22 protein-coding genes are annotated in these 22,359 nt (G+C 59.1%); 8 read left to right on the forward strand and 14 right to left on the reverse strand.

Features of this window, described 5'->3' with window-relative positions; all coding sequences use genetic code 11:
• The first annotated feature begins 255 nt into the window (after positions 1-255).
• Entirely contained in the window at positions 256-2,013 is a 1,758-nt protein-coding gene (locus tag Q2B33_RS08165; RefSeq protein ID WP_300569338.1) for a class I mannose-6-phosphate isomerase, read from the forward strand.
• A gap of 80 nt (positions 2,014-2,093) precedes the next feature.
• Here Q2B33_RS08165 and Q2B33_RS08170 read toward each other — a convergent pair whose 3' ends face one another.
• Positions 2,094-2,438 (reverse strand): hypothetical protein, encoded by a 345-nt coding sequence (locus tag Q2B33_RS08170; RefSeq protein WP_296455707.1) that lies wholly within the window; start codon positions 2,436-2,438, stop codon positions 2,094-2,096.
• A gap of 172 nt (positions 2,439-2,610) precedes the next feature.
• The gene (locus Q2B33_RS08175; RefSeq protein ID WP_300569342.1) at positions 2,611-4,038 is read right to left on the reverse strand and encodes an MFS transporter; all 1,428 of its coding nucleotides are present in this window, start codon (positions 4,036-4,038) and stop codon (positions 2,611-2,613) included.
• Positions 4,039-4,512: 474 nt separating this feature from the next.
• On the opposite strand from Q2B33_RS08175, the gene Q2B33_RS08180 reads away from it, so the two are divergent.
• Positions 4,513-5,427 (forward strand): AEC family transporter, encoded by a 915-nt coding sequence (locus tag Q2B33_RS08180; RefSeq protein WP_300569345.1) that lies wholly within the window; start codon positions 4,513-4,515, stop codon positions 5,425-5,427.
• A gap of 100 nt (positions 5,428-5,527) precedes the next feature.
• Here the strand turns inward: Q2B33_RS08180 and Q2B33_RS08185 are convergent, their stop codons facing one another.
• The 3 genes from Q2B33_RS08185 to Q2B33_RS08195 all read right to left on the reverse strand — a co-directional run bounded on the left by Q2B33_RS08185 (position 5,528) and on the right by Q2B33_RS08195 (position 10,874).
• On the reverse strand, positions 5,528-6,106 hold the full coding sequence (locus tag Q2B33_RS08185; protein ID WP_300569348.1) for a uridine kinase: 579 nt from the start codon (positions 6,104-6,106) through the stop codon (positions 5,528-5,530).
• 157 nt (positions 6,107-6,263) lie between these two features.
• Positions 6,264-9,530, reverse strand: coding sequence for an isoleucine--tRNA ligase (gene ileS, locus Q2B33_RS08190; protein WP_300569351.1), 3,267 nt, complete (start codon positions 9,528-9,530; stop codon positions 6,264-6,266).
• Between the two features lie 705 nt (positions 9,531-10,235).
• On the reverse strand, positions 10,236-10,874 hold the full coding sequence (locus tag Q2B33_RS08195) for a hypothetical protein (protein WP_300569354.1): 639 nt from the start codon (positions 10,872-10,874) through the stop codon (positions 10,236-10,238).
• A 477-nt stretch (positions 10,875-11,351) separates the two neighbouring features.
• Between Q2B33_RS08195 and Q2B33_RS08200 the strand changes: the two genes are divergently transcribed.
• Together Q2B33_RS08200 and Q2B33_RS08205 are read left to right on the forward strand one after the other, a co-directional pair.
• Positions 11,352-11,597, forward strand: a complete 246-nt coding sequence (locus tag Q2B33_RS08200; RefSeq protein WP_296464628.1) for a hypothetical protein — start codon at positions 11,352-11,354, stop codon at positions 11,595-11,597.
• Positions 11,594-12,454, forward strand: coding sequence for an AAA family ATPase (locus tag Q2B33_RS08205; protein WP_300569359.1), 861 nt, complete (start codon positions 11,594-11,596; stop codon positions 12,452-12,454). Before Q2B33_RS08200 ends, Q2B33_RS08205 begins: the two co-directional genes overlap by 4 nt.
• Positions 12,455-12,556: 102 nt before the next feature.
• On the opposite strand, the gene rd is transcribed toward Q2B33_RS08205, so the two are convergent.
• The 4 genes from rd to Q2B33_RS08225 form a co-directional block, all read right to left on the reverse strand.
• Complete coding sequence (gene rd, locus Q2B33_RS08210) at positions 12,557-12,730, reverse strand: rubredoxin (RefSeq protein WP_296470822.1); 174 nt, start codon at positions 12,728-12,730, stop codon at positions 12,557-12,559.
• Positions 12,731-12,848: 118 nt separating this feature from the next.
• On the reverse strand, positions 12,849-13,388 hold the full coding sequence (locus Q2B33_RS08215; protein ID WP_296464620.1) for an NADH peroxidase: 540 nt from the start codon (positions 13,386-13,388) through the stop codon (positions 12,849-12,851).
• Positions 13,389-13,433: 45 nt separating this feature from the next.
• Positions 13,434-13,925 (reverse strand): transcriptional repressor, encoded by a 492-nt coding sequence (locus tag Q2B33_RS08220; protein ID WP_330684667.1) that lies wholly within the window; start codon positions 13,923-13,925, stop codon positions 13,434-13,436.
• A complete protein-coding gene (locus Q2B33_RS08225) occupies positions 13,874-14,059 on the reverse strand; it encodes a hypothetical protein (RefSeq protein ID WP_300815338.1) in 186 nt (61 codons plus the stop codon). Before Q2B33_RS08225 ends, Q2B33_RS08220 begins: the two co-directional genes overlap by 52 nt.
• Positions 14,060-14,121: 62 nt before the next feature.
• Here Q2B33_RS08225 and Q2B33_RS08230 point away from each other — a divergent pair, with 62 nt between their 5' ends.
• Positions 14,122-14,772 carry a hypothetical protein gene (locus Q2B33_RS08230; protein ID WP_300569364.1) on the forward strand — a complete coding sequence of 217 codons (651 nt, stop codon included), beginning with the start codon at positions 14,122-14,124 and terminating at the stop codon, positions 14,770-14,772.
• Here the strand turns inward: Q2B33_RS08230 and Q2B33_RS08235 are convergent, their stop codons facing one another.
• From Q2B33_RS08235 to Q2B33_RS08250, 4 genes are all read right to left on the reverse strand, one after another.
• Positions 14,773-16,275 (reverse strand): spore germination protein, encoded by a 1,503-nt coding sequence (locus Q2B33_RS08235; RefSeq protein WP_300569367.1) that lies wholly within the window; start codon positions 16,273-16,275, stop codon positions 14,773-14,775.
• 245 nt (positions 16,276-16,520) lie between these two features.
• Entirely contained in the window at positions 16,521-17,144 is a 624-nt protein-coding gene (locus tag Q2B33_RS08240) for a manganese efflux pump (RefSeq protein ID WP_300569371.1), read from the reverse strand.
• 74 nt (positions 17,145-17,218) lie between these two features.
• The gene (locus Q2B33_RS08245) at positions 17,219-18,292 is read right to left on the reverse strand and encodes an undecaprenyldiphospho-muramoylpentapeptide beta-N-acetylglucosaminyltransferase (protein WP_300569374.1); all 1,074 of its coding nucleotides are present in this window, start codon (positions 18,290-18,292) and stop codon (positions 17,219-17,221) included.
• A gap of 23 nt (positions 18,293-18,315) precedes the next feature.
• Positions 18,316-18,552, reverse strand: coding sequence for a TIGR03905 family TSCPD domain-containing protein (locus Q2B33_RS08250; RefSeq protein WP_296464635.1), 237 nt, complete (start codon positions 18,550-18,552; stop codon positions 18,316-18,318).
• A gap of 251 nt (positions 18,553-18,803) precedes the next feature.
• Between Q2B33_RS08250 and Q2B33_RS08255 the strand changes: the two genes are divergently transcribed.
• From Q2B33_RS08255 to Q2B33_RS08265, 3 genes are all read left to right on the forward strand, one after another.
• Positions 18,804-19,661 (forward strand): hypothetical protein, encoded by an 858-nt coding sequence (locus Q2B33_RS08255; protein ID WP_300569377.1) that lies wholly within the window; start codon positions 18,804-18,806, stop codon positions 19,659-19,661.
• Positions 19,662-19,912: 251 nt separating this feature from the next.
• Positions 19,913-20,875, forward strand: a complete 963-nt coding sequence (locus tag Q2B33_RS08260; protein ID WP_296464598.1) for a D-2-hydroxyacid dehydrogenase — start codon at positions 19,913-19,915, stop codon at positions 20,873-20,875.
• A gap of 179 nt (positions 20,876-21,054) precedes the next feature.
• Positions 21,055-21,489: a GtrA family protein gene (locus Q2B33_RS08265; RefSeq protein WP_300569379.1), complete on the forward strand. Its 435-nt coding sequence runs from the start codon at positions 21,055-21,057 to the stop codon at positions 21,487-21,489.
• Positions 21,490-21,532: 43 nt separating this feature from the next.
• Here the strand turns inward: Q2B33_RS08265 and Q2B33_RS08270 are convergent, their stop codons facing one another.
• Positions 21,533-22,237, reverse strand: coding sequence for a 5'-methylthioadenosine/adenosylhomocysteine nucleosidase (locus Q2B33_RS08270; protein WP_300569382.1), 705 nt, complete (start codon positions 22,235-22,237; stop codon positions 21,533-21,535).
• Positions 22,238-22,359: the final 122 nt, after the last annotated feature.

Below are 22,359 nucleotides of genomic sequence, written 5' to 3' on the forward strand. Positions count from 1 at the left end.
AAGTGTCCTTCGGACACTTTGGTATTTGACCCTCGCGGCATTCGTCAAATGTGCATGCAAGCACGGCCGCTTGACGCATTGCTCGCGGGAATAAAGACGCCCGGGCGGCGGAAAGCGCTGTCCGCCAAACCCGTTCCGTCCCGGTTCCGGAGCCAAAGCCCCACAGCCTCCGGAACAGAGAGCCTTACCGGGCGGCGCCGGATTCCACACACAACGCCGCCACTGCCGGCATCCACATCCACACGGAGGTATCCCATGACATATGAACGCCCGTCCCACCCTTACAGACAGTTCCCCACCATCCCCGTCACCGGCTATGACGGCGCTGTAGCCCCAGGCAGAGACGCCATCCAGGCGCGCCTCTCCTCTCTGATCCATCCGACAGAAAATAACGACAGAATTGTAATCATCGCAGAGGCCTATCCCGGCGTGGACCAGGAAGAACTGCGGGCCCTCTTCTCCCCGCTGGAGCCCACAGCCACCATCCACAGCGATGACCTGGCCCTGGCCCCGGAGGCCATCGATGCCCAGATCCGGCGCGACCTGACGGACGACCCGGTCTTCGCCGTCATGACCACCAGGCGGCTGGAGGAATTCTTCCCGCCGGAGAACCTGGACGCCGCCCGCCGCCAGATAGATGCCGTGGATTCCGGCATCGTGCTGGTATACGGGGTGGGCGCGTCCCTGGTCTGCCGGGGCGACATCCTGGTTCTGGCGGACATCACCCGCTGGGAGATCCAGCTCCGCTACCGCCGGGGGCTCTCCAACTGGCGGACTGCCAGGACCTCCCTCCCCCGGAACGAGAAATACAAAAGAGGCTATTTCGCCGAATGGCGCTGGGCAGACCGGGTGAAGGACGGCCTCCTTCCCCGGATGGACTTCTATCTGGACATGACCACGGAAGGCGCCCCCGCCATGGTCTCGGGGGAGGCTTACCGGGCAGCCCTCGCACAGGCAGCCGGGCAGCCCTTCCGCATGGTGCCCTACTTCGACCCCGGCGTATGGGGCGGGGACTGGATGGCGGCCCGCTTCGGTCTGCCGGAGAACGGCAGCAACTACGCCTGGAGCTTCGACGGCGTGCCGGAGGAGAACAGCCTCCTTCTGGATTTCGGCGGACAACTCCTCCAGACCCCCGCGCTGAACCTGGTCCATTCCCATCCGAAGGAGCTGCTGGGGGACAGGGTACACGCCCGCTTCGGCCGGGAATTCCCCATCCGCTTCGACATGCTGGACACCATGAACGGCCAGAACCTGTCCCTCCAGGTGCATCCCCTGACGGAATATATCCAACAGCATTTCAACATGCACTACACCCAGGACGAGAGCTACTACCTGCTGGACGCCCAGGGCGAGGACCCCTGCGTCTATCTGGGGATTCGGACAGGCACCGACCCGGAGGAGATGTGCCGGGCCCTGGAGGAAGCCCAGAGCGGCGGCGCGGCCTTCCCCGCGGAAAGGTTCGTCAACCGCATCCCCGTGAAGAAGCACGACCATGTGCTGATCCCCGCCGGAACGGTGCACTGCTCCGGCGCGGATACCATGGTGCTGGAAATCAGCGCCACCCCCTATATCTTCACCTTCAAGCTCTGGGACTGGGGGCGGCTGGACCTGGACGGCAGGCCCCGCCCCATCCACCTGGAGCACGGTATGGCCAACATTCAATGGGAGAGGGATACCGAGTGGGTAAGAGAGAATCTGATAAACGCAATTACGATAATACATGAAGATGAAAACGGGACTGTGGAGCGCACCGGGCTGCACCTGCGGGAATTCCTGGACACCTACCGCGTCAGCACGAAAAAAGAGCTGCCGATCCGCCGAAACGGCAGCGTCCATGTCATCAATCTGGTGGAGGGCTCCCATGCCCTGCTCTTAAGCCAATCGGAGAACTTCCCGCCCTTCGCGCTCCACTACGCGGAGACCTGCATCGTGCCAGAGGCCGCCGGGGCGTACCGCATCCTCTCCCCGGAGGGGGAGCCAATCCGGGCGGTGATCGCCTGCGTGCGGGGCTAAAGGCCGCGGATGCCGCCCAACAGGCAGTCGTTCGGCATATCGCAGCTCCGGATACGTTCTGTCGGCAAGGCCCGGAGGGCTCAGCCCTCCAGGTCCATCTCCTCCTGGACGTACACGGTCTCCTCGATCAGGCCGATCCCCATGAATACAGCCCATATGTAAGGCGCGCCGTAGAGGTTCAGGGTCTTGGGCCCCACGATCTTCCTCGGCGCATCCTCGCCTGTCTGATCCTGTATCAGCTTCTCATAGGCCTTCTCGAAGGTGCTCCTGGTGATGGAGCGCTCCCGCCTGTCAGTGAACAGCTCCCCTCCCTTGATGGTATAGGTAAAAGGAAGGCCTTTCTTGGTGAGAAATTGTTTTCCCTCGTGCGCCTGTATGGCATCCCACAGGCCAGGGACGGTTATCTTTGATGTATTGAGCTTCATATGCCTCCTTGCGCCGCTTCCCGCGGCCGTCGGACCGTAAGCTGTCCCGGATCCGTTCTGGTCCTATTTATCGTACCCGATATGGCATACATTGTCAATGACAAATACGGCCTTTTGGGGGGACAGGCCGGGATTCCATTGCGCGGAGCCCCCAGCGGCTTTCAATGGGGCACTAGGCCTCCTCCCGCTTCCTGCGCAGGATTTCCGTATTCCGCTCCACCTCCCGCTTCGTCAGGGGATAGGCGAACCATATGATCAGGAACACCACCAGATAGCTGACCCCCGGCACCAGAGTGGCCACCGTGTAGATCCGCTCCGATACCGCCTGGGTCTGGGACGGGGCCTCCGACACATAGCCGATGGCAGTCAGCACGAACCCGCCCAGGCCCCCCGCCAGGGCCTGCCCCACCTTCCTGGCAAAGGAGTACACCGCGTAGACCGTGCCGTCCTCCCGCCTGCCGGTGGCGATTTCCTGGTAGTCGATGATATCCGTGATGAAGGCCCAGATGACCATATTGAAGAGCCCCGCCCCAAGAGTGCCCAAAAACAGCAATCCCATGAACAGCGGGATGCTCTTCACCCGCAGAAGGTACAGCAGCAGGTACACCGCCCCCGCCACCAGCATCCCCACGGCCCCGGCCTCCTTCTTGCCGAATTTCAGCACAATGGCGGAGATGAAGGGGGCCAGCAGCAGCGTGCCGCCGATTCCCACCACATTGGCCACGGACAGCGCTTTCGCATTCCTGAAATAGTCCAGGAACAGGTAATTGTTCATGGCCTGCCCAAGCAGCGTGGCCAGCAGCAGCACCAAAGCGGCGCACACCAGCGCCAGCAGGGGCCTGTTGCGCCCAAGGCCTTTGAGCATGTCCAGGAAGCCCTCCCCGGCGCCTTCCTTTTTTTCAAAGACCACCCGTTCCCGGCACAGCGTGTAGCAGAGCACATAGCAGACGATGGCCAGCACGCCGAACACGATTGCGGTCAGCGTAAAGCGCACGGGCAGCACAATCTGATTCCCGGCCTCGTCCGTCCTGTATACGATCAGCGGCACCAGCACCCCGATGGCCAGTCCCGCCAGGCTTGCGCCGATGCTGCGGAAGGTGGAGAGGGCGGCCCTGTCCTTCACGTCCGGGCTGATCACAGAGGCCATGGAGCCGTAGGGGATGTTGATGGCCGTATAGCAGAAACTGCTCCACAGCAGGTACGTGAGTGTCACATACACCAGCTTCGCCCCATAGGGCCAGTCCCTCACGAAATACAGGTACATGACGGTGCTGGCCAGGGCCACAGGAACACACATGCGCCTGATCCACGACCGGAACCTGCCGTCTCTTGCCGGCCGCATATGGTCTACGATACGCCCCATGGTCACATCCGTAAAAGCGTCTACGAACCTGGCCCCCAGAAACAGCAGCCCCACGGCGAAGCCGCTCAGCCCCAGCACCTTGGTATAGAATACCATCAGGTAGCTGCTGGCGAATATGAAGCTGAAATCATTGCCGAAATCCCCGAACATGTACCCTATCTTGTCCCGAATCCCGAAAGGGCGCCCGCCGCTCCTGTCTTCCTTCACATTTCCGTTCCCATCCACTGTCTTTGCCATGTGAACCTCCACCTCTGCATAGTCATCTGTGTCTTATGTCGCGCAATGGAGTTATTGTCCCACATCGGGGAAAATTTATTCAAAACTTTACTTTTACCCGGAAATGTATTATACTGTAGACCGCCAGGATTTACAGTGGCGTCTTCGGGAAAGTACCTGGCTGGCGGTCTACAGTCGGGTTGCACTGCAAATTTAATCGGTGTGCAGTATTATACTGTAGACCGCCAGGATTTACAGTGGCGTCTTCGGGAAAGTACCTGGCTGGCGGTCTACAGTCGGGTTGCACTGCAAATTTAATCGGTGTGCAGTATTATACTGTAGACCGCCAGGATTTACAGTGGCGTCTTCGGGAAAGTACTTGGCTGGCGGTCTGCAGTCGGGTTGCACTGCAAATTTAACCGGTGTGCAGTATATATTTGAGACAGTCGATATCAGGGTTTTATTTCGAAAAGAAAATGGAGGGAAGCGCTTCACATGGCCATACTTACCGTATTTTTCCAGATGCTTTCACTGCTAATCATGATCGGGGCCGGATGGTTCATGGCCAGGAAGGGGATGATGGACGAGCACACCAACACCCAGATGTCCAAAATGATCGTGAACGTGTTCAATCCCATGCTGATGATCTCCAGCGCGGCCGGCTCCGTGGGGCTGATTCCCTTGAGCACGATCGTTTTGGTGGGGCTGATCGCCATCGGCATGTTCGCCATCCTGATCGCGGCGGGCATGATCCTGTCCCCTCTGTTCGAGAGGCAGCCCGACCAGAAAAAGATTTTCCAGATGATGTTCGTCTTCTCTAACCTGGGGTTCATCGGCATACCGGTGGTGGGCAGCATACTGGGGACCCAGTACGTGGTCTATGTCACCGAGTTCCTGCTGCTGTACACCATCGTGTTCTATACCTACGGGGTGGCGCTGATGGACGGGAAGTTCTCCCTGTCCTCCCTGAAAGCCATGGTGAATCCGGGGCTGATATCCGGCCTGGCCGCCGTCCTCATCATCGTGCTGAACATCCCCCTCCCGGGCTTCCTCATGACAGCGGTGACCTATCTGGGGAACGTGACCTCCCCCATGGCGCTGGTTGCCGTGGGCTTCGCCCTGGCCCACACGGACCCGAAGCGCATCTTCTGCCAGCCGAAGCTCTATGTCTTCTCCGTGGTGAAGCTCCTGGCGCTGCCCCTTCTGATGCTGCCCCTGGTGAGGCTGGCCACGGACGATGCTGCCCTGCTCTCCGTGTGCATGGTCATGTTCGGCATGCCCATCGGCAACATGCCCCTGATCCTGGGGAACCAGAAGGGCATTGATGGCAGCACCTGCAGCGCTGCCATCATCCTGACTACGATTCTATGCGTGTTCACCATCCCCGTATTGCTTGCACTGGTCGGATGACAGGCCGGGAGCTGCGGCCCCGGCATACTGCCCGCTTCCCGCGCGGCCCCGGCCTACTCCCAGACCGCGGAATCCCGGCGTTTCAGGATTCCCCGGGCCCTCAGCCCTCCGCCATCTTCTGCCGGATCCAGGACAGGATGATGTCTATCCCCGCGGGCCCTCCGTCCACGTTCCGGAAGCCGTTGACGATGATGTCCGCGTTCCACTTGGAGGACTCCACATACTGCCGCTGCCTGGGCTGGACGGCCTGGACATATCTGTCCATGATGTCGTCCAGGTCGTAGCCGTAGTTCAGGTTCCGGGAGATGCGCCGCCTCAGCCTCTCGTCCTGGTCGCAGTCCACGAACACCTTCAGGTCAAGCAATGGCGCCATGGCCTGGTCCCAGAGGATGAACATCCCCTCTATCAGGACTACATCCACGTCTTCCGCCTCCCTGACAGCCGCCACGTCCGCGTGGAGCCTGTCCAGGTCCATCGTATTCGGATGGTTGTCGTCCCGGTAGGTCCTGCCGTCCAGAATGCCTACGATTTCCGGGCGCTCCGAGGGCTCTCTGAAATACTTGTCCATATGGAAAACCTTGACCCTGTAGCCCTCCAGCCGCTCCTCCAGCCTGTCGCTCAAAGTGGACTTGCCGCTGGCGCTGCAGCCCCCTATCCCCACTATGTATGCCTGCTTCATCCGTATACCTCCTTTGCCTGCACTGATTACAGTCTAACACGGGCGGCGCAATTATACAATCCTTATTCTTCCCTGCCGCTGCCTCCCGGGCATAAAAAAGCCCGGCATGGACAGACATACGCCTCTCCATGCCGGTATGGCAATCGCTTCTGTTCGTTTACGCCTTCTCGATGGCGATAGTGGCTTTCTCGCCGTTCACGTTCCATTCCTTCGCCACCGCGAAATCTTTCCCCTCCGTCAGCTCCTCGGCCAGCACCTTGCCCGAGATGGAATCCGCGTTCCTGGCAGCGATCGCTGCCAGCTTCCCGTTTCCGTTCACGGACACCCTGATGTGGTCCATGACCTGGAAGCCCGCGTCCTTGCGCATGGTCTGGATCTTGCTGATCAGCTCGTAGACGAAGCCCTCCTCGATCAGCTCCTCCGTCAGGTTGGTGTCCAGCACCACGGTCATCCTGCCGTTCTCCTGGGACACGTAGCCCGGCTTCTGGGTCATGTCGATCAGCAGGTCGTCCTTGGTCAGCTCCACGGCCGCTCCGTTCACCTCAAAGGCGAGCTTTCCGCTTGCATCCAGCTCATCCATGGCGGCATTGCCGTCCAGCGCCGCCAGCGTCTTCTGGATCCCGCCCAGCTGCTTGCCGTATTTGGGCCCTACCGTGCGGAGCTGGGGCTTGAAGGTGTAGGTGGTGTAATCCCGCACATCTTCCGTGTAGACCACTTCCTTCACGTTCAGCTCGTCCCGGATGATGGCGGTGCAGAAGCCGTCCAGGCCCTGGGCCGTCCCCACTGTCCCCGTGGCATCCTGTCCTCCCTCTGCCGATATGCCGGCCGCCGCGCCTGCTGCGCCTTCTCCCGATGCGGACCTGCCCTCCGAATCGGTCTGCCCTGCCCCCATCTTCACGTACATCCTGCTGATGGGCTGGCGGTTCTTGATTGCGGCGGCATTGCGGCAGGCCCGGCCCAGCACCACGGCCTCCAGCACCTCCTCCATGTCCGCCTCCAGCTTTTTATCTATAAAACACTCTTTTACTGTCGGGAAATCGCACAGGTGGATGCTCTCCGGCGCGCTTCCGTCGGTGCTGCACACCAAATTCCGGTAGATTTCCTCCGTCATGAAGGGAATCATGGGAGCCGCTGCCTTGCACACCGTCACCAACGCCGTGTGCAGGGTCATATAGGCGTTGATCTTGTCCTGCTCCATGCCCTTTGCCCAGAAGCGCTCACGGCTGCGGCGCACGTACCAGTTGCTCATCTCCTCCACGAAGTCCTGCAGGGCCTTGGCGGCCTCGGGGATACGGTATTTGTCCAAATCCGCGTCCACCTGTCCCACCACGGTGTTCAGCCTGGACAGGAGCCACTTGTCCATCACGGGCAGTTTTTCGTATTCCAGGGTATGTTTTGACGCATCGAACCCATCGATATTGGCATACAGCACGAAGAAGGTATAGGTGTTCCAGAGCTTATCCAGGAACTTGTGCTGTCCCTCCAGCACGGTCTTGCCGGAGAAGCGCTTGGGCAGCCAGGGGGCGGCGCTGGTGTAGAAATACCACCGGATGGCGTCCGCGCCGTACTCTTCCAGGGCCTGGAAGGGATCCACCACATTCCCCTTGGACTTGCTCATCTTCTGGCCGTCCTCGTCCGCCACCAGGCCCAGCACGATGACATTCTCGTAGGGGGCCTTATTGAAGAGCAGAGTGGACTCCGCCAGCAGGGAGTAGAACCATCCCCTGGTCTGGTCCACGGCCTCGGAGATGAAGTCGGCCGGGAACTGCTGTTCGAACAAGTCTTTATTCTCAAAAGGATAATGATGCTGGGCAAAGGGCATGGCCCCGGAGTCGAACCAGCAGTCGATGACCTCCGGCACCCGCTTCATGGTCTTCCCGCACTTGGGGCAGGGGAAGGTCACCTCGTCGATATAAGGGCGGTGCAGCTCGACGTCCTTAGTCCTCTCATCCCCGGTGAGGGCGGCAAGCTGATCCCTGCTGCCCACGGATTCCATATGCCCGCACTGGCACTCCCAGATATTCAGGGGCGTGCCCCAGTAGCGGTTCCTGGAGATGCCCCAGTCCTGGATGTTCTCCAGCCAGTTGCCGAAGCGCCCCTCGCCGATGGTGGGCGGGATCCAGTTGATGGTCTTGTTGTTGCGCACCAGGTCGTCCTTCACGGCGGTCATCTTGATGAACCAGGACTCTCTGGCGTAGTAGATCAGGGGCGTGTCGCAGCGCCAGCAGAAGGGATAATCGTGCTCGAACTTCGGCGCGGAGAACAGCTTTCCTTCCTTATCTAAATCCTTCAGGATATCGGCATCCGCGTCCTTCACGAATTTCCCGGCGTAGGGGGTCTCCTCCGTCATATGCCCCTTGCCGTCCACGAACTGCACCAGGGGCAGACCGTACTTCCTGCCTACGTTTGCATCGTCCTCACCGAAGGCGGGGGCGATGTGCACGATGCCTGTACCGTCCGACATTGTGACATATGTGTCACAAGTGACGTAATGGGCCTTTTTGCCCTGGCGGGCGGCTTCCTCTCCGGAACAGGCGAACAGGGGCTCATACTCTTTATGCTCCAGATCCGTGCCCTTGTAGGTCTCCAGCACCTGGTAAGCCGCCGTTCCCTCTTCCGCCAGGCCTCCCAGCACAGTGTCCAGCAGGGCCTGGGCCATGTAATAGGTATAGCCGTCAGCGGCCTTCACCTTCACATAGGCCTCATCCGGGTTCACGCACAGGGCCACATTGGAGGGCAATGTCCAGGGTGTCGTAGTCCACGCCAGGAAATAGGCCTCCTCCCCCACGCATTTGAAGCGCGCCACCGCGGAGCGCTCCTTCACCGCCTTGTAGCCCTGGGCCACCTCGTGGCTGGACAGCGGGGTGCCGCAGCGGGGGCAGTAGGGCACGATTTTGAAGCCCTTGTATAAGAGCCCTTTGTCCCAGATGGTCTTCAGCGCCCACCATTCGGACTCGATATAGTCGTCATGATAGGTCACGTAAGGGGCGTCCATGTCCGCCCAGAAGCCCACGGAGCCGGAGAATTCCTCCCACATGCCCTTGTACTTCCAGACGCTCTCCTTGCATTTGTCGATGAAGGGCGCCAGGCCGTACTCCTCGATCTGCTCCTTGCCGTCCAGCCCTAAGAGCTTCTCCACCTCCAGCTCCACGGGCAGGCCATGGGTGTCCCAGCCCGCCTTCCGGGGCACCATGCATCCCTTCATGGTGCGGTATCTGGGAATCATGTCCTTGATGGTGCGGGTCTCCACATGGCCGATGTGGGGCTTGCCGTTGGCCGTGGGCGGGCCGTCGTAGAAGGTATAGACCGGACCCTCCTTCCGGCTGTCGATGGTCTTCCGGAAGATATCGTTCTCCCGCCAGAATCTTTCCACTTCTTTTTCGCGTTCTACCAGACTGACATTGGCTGAAACCTGTTTGTACATTGTCGCGTTTCCTTTCCTGGTTCTGCCTTTTGGCGATTGCCCTTTCGGGCTGTTTTTGGTTGTAGACTTTTTTGCTTTTTGGTCGTCTTCCTGTTTTCCCTGCATTGCCGCCGGGCAGACTGCCCGGCATTTCTCACGGACACCGAAAGCTTCTTCCTGCGGCAAACGGCCTGCACGGCAGACAGTGCGCCTCCCCCGGCAGGGCAGACGATTGCCTCCTACGCAAAAAGACTCCGTCCCGCAATAGGACGAAGCCTGACGCATTCGTTTCACCACCTGTTACAGCGCACGTATCCGTATGGGTTCCCTCCCCGGCGCGGTATCCCACTGCCAAGAGCTCTCCTCACGGAAATGATGCGATTTCCCGTAACGGGGGAATGCCGTGCAGGACTACTGATCCGGAACCCTCTCCCCACCGCGGCCCGCTGACCGTATTTTAAGGGAATCTGAGTCCTTGGCTTTTGTCCTGCCTGCTCGGAAGCGATCTTCACTGTCCCTCTACTTGCGCCGGTCTCGCACCCTCACCGGCTCGCTGGGGCTTTCCCGGAACAGCTACTCTCTTCGTCATGGCATTTGCTTTCTGTGACGTATGTTCTGATATACTATTATAATCTTGTGGATTTTTGTTTGTCAAGCTAAAATGTTAAAAATGCTGATTAAAAGTTACTTTTCAGTTATGGTCAGCCACCCACCGCAAAACCGGAGTCAGGCTGGAGAGGCCAGGCTTTCTGCGGAATCCGCGTCCTTGCGCTCCGGGCAGTCCGCACAGCCGTCCCTGCGGGAGGCCACGGGCGAGAAGGCGTCCTTCGCCTTGTACAGCTCCTGCTGGAACGCCCTGAAATCCGGCTCCAGAAGTTCGAAGGACAGGAAAGCGATTTTGCCGCCGGTATACTCGATCACGAATATCTTAAACGGCCTGACCAGGTAGCACACAGGCACGGCCACCAGCCCTATGCACATCACGATGAAGCAGCTGCTGACGATGGCCTGGAGCCCGAAGTAGACATGATCCACCTTCTCCACGAACAGCAGGAAGAAGCCGGCCAGCACGCTCAGCAGGATCACGAACGCGATCCCCAGCGCGAAGACGAAGCCGAACCTGGCGGTGGAAAAGCCCGAGCCGGTGACGTCCTTCACGTCAATGGTATAATCTCCCTCCCTGACCCGATAGGCGCGGCCCGTACTGTGGAAATACCTGCCCTTCACATATACGCGCTTATCCGTCAGCACGCAGAAGTGGCTCTTCATGCAGCCCTCCTCGAGAAACTTGTACAGAAAGCCCTCCCCTAAGATCGCCGCTTTCTTCTCTGTTGCATCCATAAACAGACTGTTCAATTCTCCCATACTTTAATTCCCCCTGTTTCAGAATGGCTGTGCCCGCAGATTCCGGACACATACACATTGCTCCTATATGTGCCTCACTTAGAACGCCCAGGGCGACAGAGCGCTCCGCCGCCGAGGACATTCAGGTGAGAACCAAGAACGAGGCGTCAAGCATGCGTCCACACTTTCCACCTCGTGTATTCATAAGGCTTCCAGACGGGCCAGTCTCCACACAGTAAAAGGCATTGTAATTTTACCACAAATGCGTTATAATACCATTGTGTGTATCGCAGACTCTGTCTGTATCGTGTGGTAGGTAACGCTACCAACCTTGCCACAGGAAGCGGCAACTTCCTGTGGTGGTACACCATCATTATTACGTCCTTGTATTCTCGATTACTATCTTACCATATTTTCTCATTATATACAAGTGACAAATATTTTTAAATGAAGGAAGTTTTAAAAAGAATTCCAAAATGAGCGATGCAGGAGGGAACCATGAGCGGATTAAACGGCATGAATGCCGCATCAATGCTGAAACTAATCGGCGCCAGGAATCAATTCAACCATAACCATCCAAAATTCGGGGCCTTTCTGAAATCCGTCTTTTCCAGGCAGATTGAAGAAGGGACTGTAATCGAACTGAGCGTCACCAGGCCCGGCGAGGAGCCTGTCACCACCAACATCAAGGTACAGCAGTCCGACTTAGAGCTGCTGGAGGAGCTGAAAGGACTGATGAAATGATCTATCTGTCACATTTCTCCTTCCCTGACATAGAGCGGGAGTACAGCTTCCTGATGGGGATCAAACGGACCTGCTACGACACCTTCTATCCCTTCCAGGTGCTCTCGAAGCGCGGGCTGCGGATGCTGGATTTCGAACCGGTCACGATTCTCTACGGCGGGAACGGCTCCGGCAAGACCACGGCCTTGAACATCATCGCCCAGAAGACGGGAATCGCCAGGGACTCCCCCTACAACCGCTCCAATTTCTTTGAGGATTATCTGCAGATGTGCGACTTCGAGACCCGGGAGCCGATTCCAGGCGACAGCAGGATCATCACCAGCGACGACGTGTTCGACTTCGTGCTGAACCTGAGATGCCTGAACGACGGCATCACCGGCAAGCGGGAGAAGCTGTTCGAGGAGTACCTGGAGAACAAATACGCCCACTTCCGGATGAAGTCCCTGGAAGACTACGAGCAGCTCAAGAAAGTCCACATGGCCCGCCGCAAGACCCAGTCCAGATACGTGAGGGAAAATGTCATGGACAATGTGCGGGAGCACTCCAACGGTGAGAGCGCCTTCCTCTATTTCTCGGAGAAGATCCGGGAGAACGGCCTGTACCTTCTGGACGAGCCGGAGAACAGCCTCTCCCCGTCGCGCCAGCAGGAGCTGGCGAAGTTCCTGGAGGACTCGGCCCGGTTCTTCGGGTGCCAGTTCGTCATATCCACCCACTCCCCCTTCCTGCTGGCCATGCGGGGCGCAAAGGTCTACGATATGGACGAGGATGTGGTGGACGTGAAGCGGTGGACGCAGCTCGCCGGAGTGCGGGCCTATTTCGACTTCTTCAAAAAGCATGAGGACGCGTTCCTGCAATGAGCCCGGCGGGGCCCCGGCGGACACCGCCCCTGTCCGCAAAAGAGAGCCGCTTCCCTTTCCCGCAGGAACGGGTATGGGGGTGCGGCTCTTCTGGCGCTCTATTTAGTTGTAGTTGTCGATGCAGGGCTGGAACATGCTCTTGGTCACGCCGCACAGCGGGCAGCACCAGTCATCGGGAAGGGATTCGAAAGGGGTGCCGGGAGCGATGCCGTGCTCGGGGTCGCCTTTCTCAGGGTCGTATGTATATCCGCAGGGATTGCAAAAATATTTCTGCATGGAAGTCTCCTCCTTCTATAATTATGTGAATTATGTCATGAATCTTGATTCTCAGCCGGGGCATTCGCCTTAGCCGAAGCATCTCTTCAAAAGTCCTTCGAATGCCAAGGCATCCGCTTTAACCGAAGTATCTCTTCAAAAGTCCTTCAAATGCCTTTCCGTGCCTTGCCTCATCGCGGGCCATCTCATGAACAGTGTCATGGATAGCATCCAGGCCCAACTCCTTGGCCCTCTTGGCCAGATCCGTCTTGCCTGCGGTAGCGCCGTTCTCGGCATCCACCCTCATCTCCAGGTTCTTCTTGGTGGAATCGGTCACCACCTCGCCCAGCATCTCCGCGAACTTAGCGGCATGCTCAGCCTCTTCGTAAGCAGCCTTCTCCCAGTACAGGCCGATCTCCGGATAGCCCTCTCTGTGGGCGACTCTGGCCATGGCAAGGTACATGCCCACCTCAGAGCACTCGCCCTCGAAGTTGGCGCGCAGGTCCTTCACGATGTCCTCGCGGACGCCCTGGGCAACGCCTACCACATGCTCTGCAGCCCATGTCTTATCGGCAGCCTGCGCTGTGAACTTCTCAGCGGGAGCATGGCAGATAGGGCACTCTGCGGGCGGATTGTCGCCCTCGTGAACATAACCGCATACTTGACATACATACTTCATACTGTTTATCTCCTTTTCTTTATGAAAAATATCTGGTAACCCGTGTCATGCGCCCGATTCCTCGGGCAAAGCCGTGTCCTCCGGCAGTGCTGTCCCTCTAGGCAAGTCCGTCCCTCCGGACAAGTCCGTCCCTCCGGACAAGTCCATCCCTCCGGACTTTGTGCAGCGGCCGCAGGTGCCGTAGAAATACGTCACATGCCCGGCCACATGCCCGTCGAAATGCGCCGCGGCCTTCTCCAGCACAGAGCTGATGTCATCCATCTCCAAATCCACCACGCCGCCGCACTTCTCGCACAGCAGATGATAGTGGGGCGAAGTGTCCCCGTCGAAGCGGTCCACGCCGTCTCCCAGGTTCAGCCGGCTGATCTCCCCGTCTTGGGCCAGGAGGGTGAGATTTCGGTATATCGTGCCAAGGCTGATGCTGGGGCTGCGCTGGCGGACATTCCTGTATATGACATCCGCAGTGGGATGATCCTCTCTGGTCATCAGGAACTCCTTGATGGAATCCCTCTGCCTGCTATGTTTCCTTGCAGCCATCCGACACCTCTCTTAGACACAACAATAGTAGTGATTCCTGTTTTTATTATAATGAAATCGGGATAAATGTCAAGGGAAGCTGTAAATTTTTTCCAGATTTTTAATATTTCCAGCTCAATCTCCTTGCCAATCATGCGGAATAGTGATAGACTGTATATGTTGCTTTCATTTAAACCAATATTGAGGAGGAAATGACATGAAAAAAGTAAGCAAGATGCTGGTCGTCCTGCTGGCCCTTGTCATGGCTTTGTCCATAAGCGGGTGCGGCGGCAGCGACAGCGGAAAAGACCTGGTGGGCACATGGTCCCTGGACTATGACCTGGCGGATCTCCTGGCGGGAGAGATGGGCGAAGACTTCGAGGGCTTCAGCGCTCCGCTGATGATGTCCATCTGCTTCGAGTTCAAGGAGGACAATACCTTCAGGATGTACGGCGAGCCCGAGTCCTTCAAGACCAATTACAGCGCCTGGCTGGACGAGTTCCTGGCCTTCGCCACGGAGATGATGTACACCGAGTTCTCCAATCAGGGTCTGGACAAGGACGCTGCCGACGCAGCCTTCCAGGAGTCCTATGGCAGCGGCATCACGGACTATCTGCGCGAGACCTTCGAGGCCGAGGTGAATGTGGACGACCTGCTGAACGAGATGGCTACGAGCGGCAAGTACGAGGCCAAGGGCAACAAGCTCTACATGGCCGAGGAAGGGACCGAGATCGACAAGAACGCGTATGATGTCTTCACTGTCAGCGGGGACAGCCTGAAGCTGGAGCTTCCCAGCGGGGCCGACCCCAGCCAGGGAGAGATCCTTCCCGGACTGGAGTACCCTCTGCAGTTCAAGAAGGCGAACTGATCATCTGTGAACCTTGCCGCGATTCCATATAGTGGACGGCTGGGCCCTGGGCGTAGGACTGCGGAATAGCAGCCTGCCCAGGGCTTTTTTATTGAAGGGGAACAGGGGCCAGAAATAGCTCATCCCCCCGAAGGTAGGCGTGGTGGCGGCGGACAGCAGGGTGAGTCCCAGGCAGGCCAGGAAGCCGCCCAGGCCCAGGAAGCCCGTGCCCAGGAGCAGCAGGATCCTGTAGAGCCGGACGGCGTCGGCGAACTCGGTGTCCGCCATGGACAGGGATGCCAGCAGCGTGGCAGCCGCATAGAACAGCACGTCCGCGGAGGCCCAGTTCAGGCTCACCGCCACATCCCCGATGATCAGTCCTCCCACGATGGACAGGGAGCCGGAGAATTTCCCGGAGCTTAAGGAGGAGGAATACTTGAACAGGTCCAGCAGGAATTCCACCGCCAGGATATAGAAGAACATGCGTTCTCTCGTAAGGCCGCCCCCGGAGAGCAGCCCCCAGGCCCGGGCAGTGTCCGGGAAGCAGCCCGTGACCAGCAGGAACACGGGCAGGAGCAGCAGGCTCACCGGAATGCACAGGAAGCGCACCAGCCGGAAATACGTGCCTACCGCGGGGCTCTTGTAATAATCCTCCGGGCTCTGGGTGAACTGGAAGACCGTGCAGGGCAGCACCAGCACCTGGGGCGAATTGTCCACCAATACCAGGATATGCCCCTCCGTCAGATAGCTGCAGGCCACATCCGGCCGCTCCGTCATCCGGACGCTGGGCAGCGGGTTCCACCAGCGCCTGGGCACCAGCAGCTCCTCCAGGCTTTTCGCCCCCATGGTCAGCGAGGTGACCTGCAGGGCGCCTATCCGTTCCCGGAGCATCTCCAGCAGCCCCTCGTTCACGGAGCCCCGTATATACGCAATGGCCACGTCCGTCCTGCTCTCCTCCCCCACGCAGTGCATGGAGAACACCAGCTCCGTGGAGCGCACCCGTCTGCGGATCAGGTTGGCGTTGAACAGCAATGTCTCCACGAAGCCGTCCCGGGACCCCTTGGTCACCCGCTCCAGGTCCGGCTCCGCGATGCCCCTGGCGGGATAGCTGCGGGCGTCTATCAGGATTGCCTGGGAAAAGCCGTCTATGAACAGGGCCGCCGGGCCGCTGAGCACATTCCGGAAGATGTCCTCCCAGGAACCGCACAGGGAGGTCTGGGCGTATCCCATCTTCCCGTCCATATACCGGAGGATGTCCTCCACCCTTTCGTCCTTCATATAGGAAGCGTCCTGCAGGTCCGAGAAGATCTGCTGCAGAAGCTCCGTCCTGCAGAAGCCGTTCACCCCCAGGAAGAAGGCCCTGGTCTCTCCCAGGTACAGATGCCTAGTCATCAGGTCGAAGCTCTCCTTCACCGGCAGGTTATATTCGATATGCCGTATATTTTCATCCAAGTCAACAGATAAAGCCATGGCGCTCTTCCCCTTTCGAAGACGGCACAGTCCGTCCTCTCTCAGTCTTCCCAACCGCTCCCGGCTTATTCTTGTCACAGCGAAATTCCGCAATATATATGCAGCGAATAAATCTTGTCCAAAAACCGAATAAACGGCATGGCTGGCTGTGCTATGCGGCTGGCAAGAATTCAATGCCGTTTATGTGTATATGTCCATTAATGATATCTGGGAAAATAGTAGAAAATCTATGTAGAGCGAAACAGGAAGAATTCCCATTTCGCGAAAAAGCTTGGGCTCTGGTTCCGAATCCGCCGATGTCACCAGAAGAGCTGCACCAGACCCAGCCCGATCAGCAGGGCGCCGGAAACCGGCTCTGCCACGCAGCCTGCCAGTTGGAGCCCATGGCACCCGCCAAGCCTGTTGCCGGAGGCCAAAAACAGCACGGAGCAGACAAGGGTGGCCGCTGCCGCAGGCACCAGCGCCAGGCCCGCCATGCTGGCGCTCAGGCCCGCGCTCAGGTTATTCAGGGAGAGCGTCAGGCTTAAGCCGAACACCTGGGCCAGCCGCAGACAGGGCCCGGGCCCTCCCCTGCCGCCGCAGGCGCCCGCCCCGTCCATGTCCTCCCGCTCCCCGCCGTCCGCAAGAATCCGGGGCGGGGCCGCCCGGCTGCTCCGAAACAGGGCCACCGCCCACTTGGCGATATAGTACAGCCCCAGGAGAATCAGGATCAGGCTTCCCGCATACGCGCCCACCGCCTCCGGCAGAAGGGCCGCCAGCCGATGCCCCAGCCCCACGGAGAGGCAGGTGCCCAGGAGGGTGACCAGGCTGATCGTCAGATTCTGCCAGAGCCTGATCCGCACCCCGCGCAGCCCGAAGCTGATCCCCACCAGCAGCGCGTCCAGGCTCGCCGAAATCCCAAACAGGAGAGAAGCCATAAGCATAGGGAATCTCCTGTGTCATCAAAGTCTCTATTTACTATACTCACCAGCGACGAAATTTGCCACAATGTGCTGGGTCACCCTTTTTCGCAGACGCACTCCTCTATCAGCCGCAGGATCGTCCTGATGGAGTCCATCTGCCCGCTGTCGTTCATGGCGTCCCGGAAGGTCTGCCTGGAGAAGTAGAGCTCATGCACCTTATCCACCAGCAGCTCCGTGGTCAGGTCGTCCTCGCCGATAACGATGGAAAAGCCCTGGGCCTCGAAGGATCTGGCGTTGAGCAGTTGGTCCCCCCGGCTGCTGGAGGCGGGAAGCGGGATGAGGATGTTCGGCTTCTTCAGCGCCAGCAGCTCGCAGATGGCATTGGCCCCGGCCCTGGAGATCACCACGTCCGCCATGGCGAAGAGATCCTTCAGCTCCGCCTTCACGTATTCGAACTGCCTGTAGCCCGGCGTGTTCAGGAGCAGATTGTCGACCTTGTCCTTGCCGCACAGATGCACCACCTGGAAATCCCCCAGGAGGCTGGGAAGCGCGGCCCGCACCGCCTTGTTCACATTGGCGGCCCCAAGGCTCCCGCCGATCACCATGACCACCGGGGTATTGGCGTTGAACCCGCACATGTCCAGCCCGGCCAGCTTGTTGCCCTGGGCCAGCTCCGCCCGGATCGGGGAGCCTGTCAGCACCGCCTTGTCCCCGGGCAGGAGCTTCAATGTCTCCGGGAAATTGCAGCATACCTTCCTGGCCACGGGGATGCATATCTTATTGGCCAGCCCCGGCGTCATGTCGGACTCGTGGATGATGCAGGGGATGCCCAGGGACGCCGCGGCCCGCACCACAGGGACGGCCACGAAGCCCCCCTTGGAGAAGACTACGTCCGGATGATACTTTTTCAGGAATCTCCTGGCCTCCCCGAAGCCCTTGATCACGCGGAAGGGATCCGTCAGGTTCTGGAGGTCCAGATACCGCCTGAACTTCCCCGTGGCGATACCCACGTAAGGCAGGCCGAAATCCTCCACCAGCCTCTTCTCGATGCCGTCGTAGGATCCCATATAGGTGATCTCGTACCCCGCCTCCCTCAGCGACGGAAGCAATGCAATATTGGGGGTAACGTGCCCTGCGCTGCCCCCGCCTGTCAAAACGATTTTTTTCATAAACAATGCCTTTCAACTATAGATTAAAGCATCTCCTCAAGGGCCAGCGCAAGCTGGTCAGGGCAGGAGGTGGCCTTCGCCCCGCAGCGGATGCCCTTCAGCCGGTCAATGGCCTCCTGGGGCTTCATCCCCTTTACCAGAGCGCTTACGCCCTGCAGGTTGCCGTGGCAGCCGCCGGTGAACTTTACGGAATCGATCAGGCCGTCCTTCAGTTCGATGTCAATCTCCTGCGAGCAGGTTCCGTGTGTCTTGTATTTCAGTGTATCCATCCTTTTCCTCTCCTTTGCGATTCATTATTAAGGTACATTCTAACAGATTTTTCCCTGTTCTGCAACGGATTTTTGCGCCTGGGCCGCCCCAGATGCCGCCCGGGCTCTTTTCTTGTCAGAAAAACGGATAAAAGCAGGGAAAAATGCGATGGAAAAATCTGTAAAGTTGGACAGGCCTGCGTTATACTGAAAGCATGGCAGGATCGTCTGCCAGTGGTTCCAGAGCAGAAAGGAGGCGCATTATGTTTCGCGTATTTCAGGAAGAAAAGCTGATAACGATCGCAATGTTCACCTGTCTGGGAATCAGCATCATCCTTCGGATATTTCTAGGACTGCTGTACCGGAATATGATAAAGGAGGCCGACAACATGGCCATCACGAAGAACCGCCTGCTGAGGCAGTGCAAGACAAAATTCGCCAGCTGCTACGAGATGAGCGGCGGAGTGGCAAATATCTCCGTCTTTGTGGACAAGTTCCTGGGCAGGATGGCCCTGGGGCATCTCTCCTTCGATACCCTCTACCACCTGTCCGGCCAGATGATGCTCCTGTCCGTGGTCTGCTCCGGCATAGGCGTGTGCAAGAGCATCCTCACGGGAAGGACGCTGGGGGATGTGCTGCCCTTCTACATAGCCAGCTTCTTCGGGCTATACGCCTATTTCAGCATCTCCACCGTGGTGGATGTCAGCGGGAAGAAGCGGGTGCTGAAGGTGAACCTGGTGGACTATCTGGAGAACCATCTGTCCCCCCGCATCGACGTCACCAGGCAGGATATCGAGATGCTCTACGGGGAGTCCGTCTTCGAGGAAAAGCAGGGCAGCCGCACCCCGGCCAGGGGAAGGCGGCGCAAGAACGCCCGCGGCGCCGGCCGCAGGCCGGAGCAGCGCACCCTGGAGCTGATGCCCATCGGCAACAGGCTGGCCGCAGGCGGGGAAGAGCTGGCGGAGATGGAAGCCCCCCAGCCGCCCTTCCAGCAGATGCCCCCTGTGCCGCCCCAGCCCGAGGGCGCCGCCGCGCCGGACCCTTCCGCCGTGCCGGACGACTCCGCCCTGGTCACGGAGGAGGAGCTGGAGGCGCTGCTGAAGGAGTTCCTCACCTCCTAGGCGGGCTTTCCGGATCGGCTTCCAGGAGGAAAAATTTAACTTGAAATTGCTTATACACTTTGCTACACTGGAATGGACCTGTTTCTGCCGGGACTTCCGGCGCGGCATCCTGTGGCGGCCGGTCATCGGCCGCCTTTTTGTGCGGCGGGCAGGGGGACGGTTCCCTCTGCCCTGTAGCGGATCCTCTGCCCTGCAGAGAACCCTCTGCCCTGCAGAGGAAAGACATTCTATAGAAAGGATATACGTATAAGATGAAAATCGTGATATTGGAGCGGAACAGCGTGGGCACGGACGTGTCCGTGGACTGCATGGGCCAGCTTGGCCAGGTCGCCGTTTATGACAACACTGTCACTTTGGAGGAGGTCCGGGAGCGGGTGAAGGACGCGGACATCGTCATCGCCAACAAATCCCCCCTGAACCGGGAGACCCTGGCGGACGCGCCGAACGTGAAGCTGATCTGCGAATTCGCCACGGGCTTCGACAACTGCGACCTGGACTACTGCAGCGGACGGGGCATCAAGGTGGCGAATGTGCGGGACTACTGCACGGCCATGGTGGCCCAGCACACCTTCACCCTGGCGCTTGCCTTGAGCCAGAAGCTGTTCCATTATGACCATTACGTGAAATCCGGGGCCTACAGCGCCCAGGCGCGGTTCTCCAATTTCGACCTGCCCTTCTGCGAGCTGGAGGGCAAGACCTGGGGCATCGCAGGCATGGGCAACATCGGCAGACGGGTGGCGAAGACCGCGGAGGCCTTCGGCTGCAGGGTGGTCTTCCATTCCGTCACGGGAAAAAGCGATTGCACGGAATATCCCCGGCTGGATAAGGACACACTGCTTGCAGAGAGCGATTTCCTCTCCCTCCACTGTCCCTTAAGCGACCTGTCCCGGAACTTCATCGATGGGGAAGCGCTGCGGAAGATGAAGCGCACCGCGGTGCTGATAAACGTGGCCAGAGGGCCGGTGGTGGACAACGCCGCCCTGTACCGGGCGCTGGAGGCGGGCGAGATAGCCGCCGCGGGCCTGGACGTGGTGGAGAAGGAGCCCCTGTCGCCCGACAATCCCCTGAGCCGCTTCCGGGACAGCAGCCGCCTGATCATCACCCCTCACCTGGCCTGGGCCAGCGTGGAGGCCCGCAGGCGCTGCGTGGAGGAGGCTTACCGGAACATCGCCGCTTTCCTGCAGGGAGAAGACAGGAACATCGTCAATCCCTGACGATTACCCGCGGCCATGTCAGCGGCAAGCTTCCATATGCGGCCTGTGCAGTCGGGCAGGAGAACGCCCTTCCCCACTGCCCGCCGCGCGGCCCGCAGCCGTGTCAGCCGCAGCTTTCCATATGCGGGCCTGCGCATAAAGAATGCCGGAACACTGAAATCCGGCAGTAGGAGGAACCAATGATAGAGAAATGCAAGGCACTGTACAAACAATACGAGGAGATCATCGTCTACCTGATCGTAGGCTTCCTGACCACCGTGGTGTCCTGGGCCGCGAAGTTCATCGCCAACGCCCTGCTGTTCCACAACACCATGTATCCCACCCCCTTCGAGAACACGGTGCTCAGCACCGTCAACTGGGTGACGGGCGTCATATTCGCCTTCTTCACCAACCGCAGGTTCGTGTTCAAGAGCAGGGAGCCCATGCGGAAGGAAGCGCCGAAATTCGTGCTCTCCAGGGTGGCTACATGGATTCTGGACATCGTGGTGATGCAAATCCTCACCGCCGCGGGCATCAACCTGGTGGCGGCCAGCGTAATTTCCGCCGTGCTGGTGGTCATCGCCAACTATATCTTCAGCAAGCTGTTCGTCTTCCGCAAAAAAAGGCCGGACTGAATCCGGCCCGGCATGCTTTTTCCTGTCCACAAAGGACTTCCGCTCAGGGCAGAAGTCCTTTTATCATTTCCTTCACCAATGCCGCGGAATGCTTCGCTGCCGCCGCCTCAAAGGTGGGATAGTCCATCTCGGCGCTGTCGTCCGCCTTGTCCGAGATGGCCCGGATGATGACGAAGGGAAGGCCGTTCAGGTATGCGCCGTGGGCGATGGAGGCCCCCTCCATCTCCGCGCAGTCCCCCTGGAACAGGGCGATCAGCCGCTCCTTCACCTCTTTGCTGGAGATGAACTGGTCTCCGCTGACCACCCGGCCGAACATGACACGGATGTCAGGATTGACCTTCTCGCAGGCCTCCCTGGCCAGCTCCATCATGCGCTCATCCGCCCTGAACTCCCGGAAGCCCATCTGGGGCACCTCCCCGGGCTGATAGCCGAAAATCGTGGTGTCCATGTCGTGGTGCAGGGCGTCCCGGGATATGAGGATGTCGCCGATGTCCAGCTTCGCGTTCAGGGAGCCTGCCACACCGGTATTGATCACATGGGACACCTGGAACACATCCGCCAGGATCTGTACGCACAGCGCCGCGTTCACCTTGCCGATGCCGCTGCGGACAACAACTACAGGCACGTCATCCAAAGTGCCCTCGAAGAAGTCCATCCCTGCCTTCGTCACCACCGATTTCACGGCCATTTCCTTCTTAAGCTGTTCTACTTCCAGCTCCATCGCTCCTATGATGCCAATCTTCGTCATGATAAGTCCTCCTCTTTTCCGCGCAGTCCCCTTCCGTTCCTTCTGCGCCCTCTGTCCCGATTCCCCTGGCAGGAAGCACGCGGCACTACGCCTCCGCATCCTCCCTCTGCCGCTTTGGCCGC

The sequence above is a fragment of the uncultured Acetatifactor sp. genome (assembly GCF_948601915.1).
Classification (GTDB): Bacteria; Bacillota; Clostridia; order Lachnospirales; family Lachnospiraceae; genus Acetatifactor.

Coding starts and splice junctions, on each gene's coding strand:
- ileS (WP_300569351.1), bottom strand. CDS start 9,530: ATGTACAAACAGGTTTCAGCCAATGTCAGTCTGGTAGAACGCGAAAAA.
- Q2B33_RS08225 (WP_300815338.1), bottom strand. CDS start 14,059: ATGATTGGCAAGGAGATTGAGCTGGAAATATTAAAAATCTGGAAAAAA.
- Q2B33_RS08170 (WP_296455707.1), bottom strand. CDS start 2,438: ATGAAGCTCAATACATCAAAGATAACCGTCCCTGGCCTGTGGGATGCC.
- Q2B33_RS08205 (WP_300569359.1), top strand. CDS start 11,594: ATGATCTATCTGTCACATTTCTCCTTCCCTGACATAGAGCGGGAGTAC.
- Q2B33_RS08165 (WP_300569338.1), top strand. CDS start 256: ATGACATATGAACGCCCGTCCCACCCTTACAGACAGTTCCCCACCATC.
- Q2B33_RS08265 (WP_300569379.1), top strand. CDS start 21,055: ATGATAGAGAAATGCAAGGCACTGTACAAACAATACGAGGAGATCATC.
- Q2B33_RS08260 (WP_296464598.1), top strand. CDS start 19,913: ATGAAAATCGTGATATTGGAGCGGAACAGCGTGGGCACGGACGTGTCC.
- Q2B33_RS08185 (WP_300569348.1), bottom strand. CDS start 6,106: ATGAAGCAGGCATACATAGTGGGGATAGGGGGCTGCAGCGCCAGCGGC.
- Q2B33_RS08230 (WP_300569364.1), top strand. CDS start 14,122: ATGAAAAAAGTAAGCAAGATGCTGGTCGTCCTGCTGGCCCTTGTCATG.
- Q2B33_RS08175 (WP_300569342.1), bottom strand. CDS start 4,038: ATGGCAAAGACAGTGGATGGGAACGGAAATGTGAAGGAAGACAGGAGC.
- Q2B33_RS08255 (WP_300569377.1), top strand. CDS start 18,804: ATGTTTCGCGTATTTCAGGAAGAAAAGCTGATAACGATCGCAATGTTC.
- Q2B33_RS08200 (WP_296464628.1), top strand. CDS start 11,352: ATGAGCGGATTAAACGGCATGAATGCCGCATCAATGCTGAAACTAATC.
- Q2B33_RS08195 (WP_300569354.1), bottom strand. CDS start 10,874: ATGGGAGAATTGAACAGTCTGTTTATGGATGCAACAGAGAAGAAAGCG.
- Q2B33_RS08240 (WP_300569371.1), bottom strand. CDS start 17,144: ATGCTTATGGCTTCTCTCCTGTTTGGGATTTCGGCGAGCCTGGACGCG.
- Q2B33_RS08180 (WP_300569345.1), top strand. CDS start 4,513: ATGGCCATACTTACCGTATTTTTCCAGATGCTTTCACTGCTAATCATG.
- rd (WP_296470822.1), bottom strand. CDS start 12,730: ATGCAGAAATATTTTTGCAATCCCTGCGGATATACATACGACCCTGAG.
- Q2B33_RS08220 (WP_330684667.1), bottom strand. CDS start 13,925: ATGGCTGCAAGGAAACATAGCAGGCAGAGGGATTCCATCAAGGAGTTC.
- Q2B33_RS08245 (WP_300569374.1), bottom strand. CDS start 18,292: ATGAAAAAAATCGTTTTGACAGGCGGGGGCAGCGCAGGGCACGTTACC.
- Q2B33_RS08215 (WP_296464620.1), bottom strand. CDS start 13,388: ATGAAGTATGTATGTCAAGTATGCGGTTATGTTCACGAGGGCGACAAT.
- Q2B33_RS08270 (WP_300569382.1), bottom strand. CDS start 22,237: ATGACGAAGATTGGCATCATAGGAGCGATGGAGCTGGAAGTAGAACAG.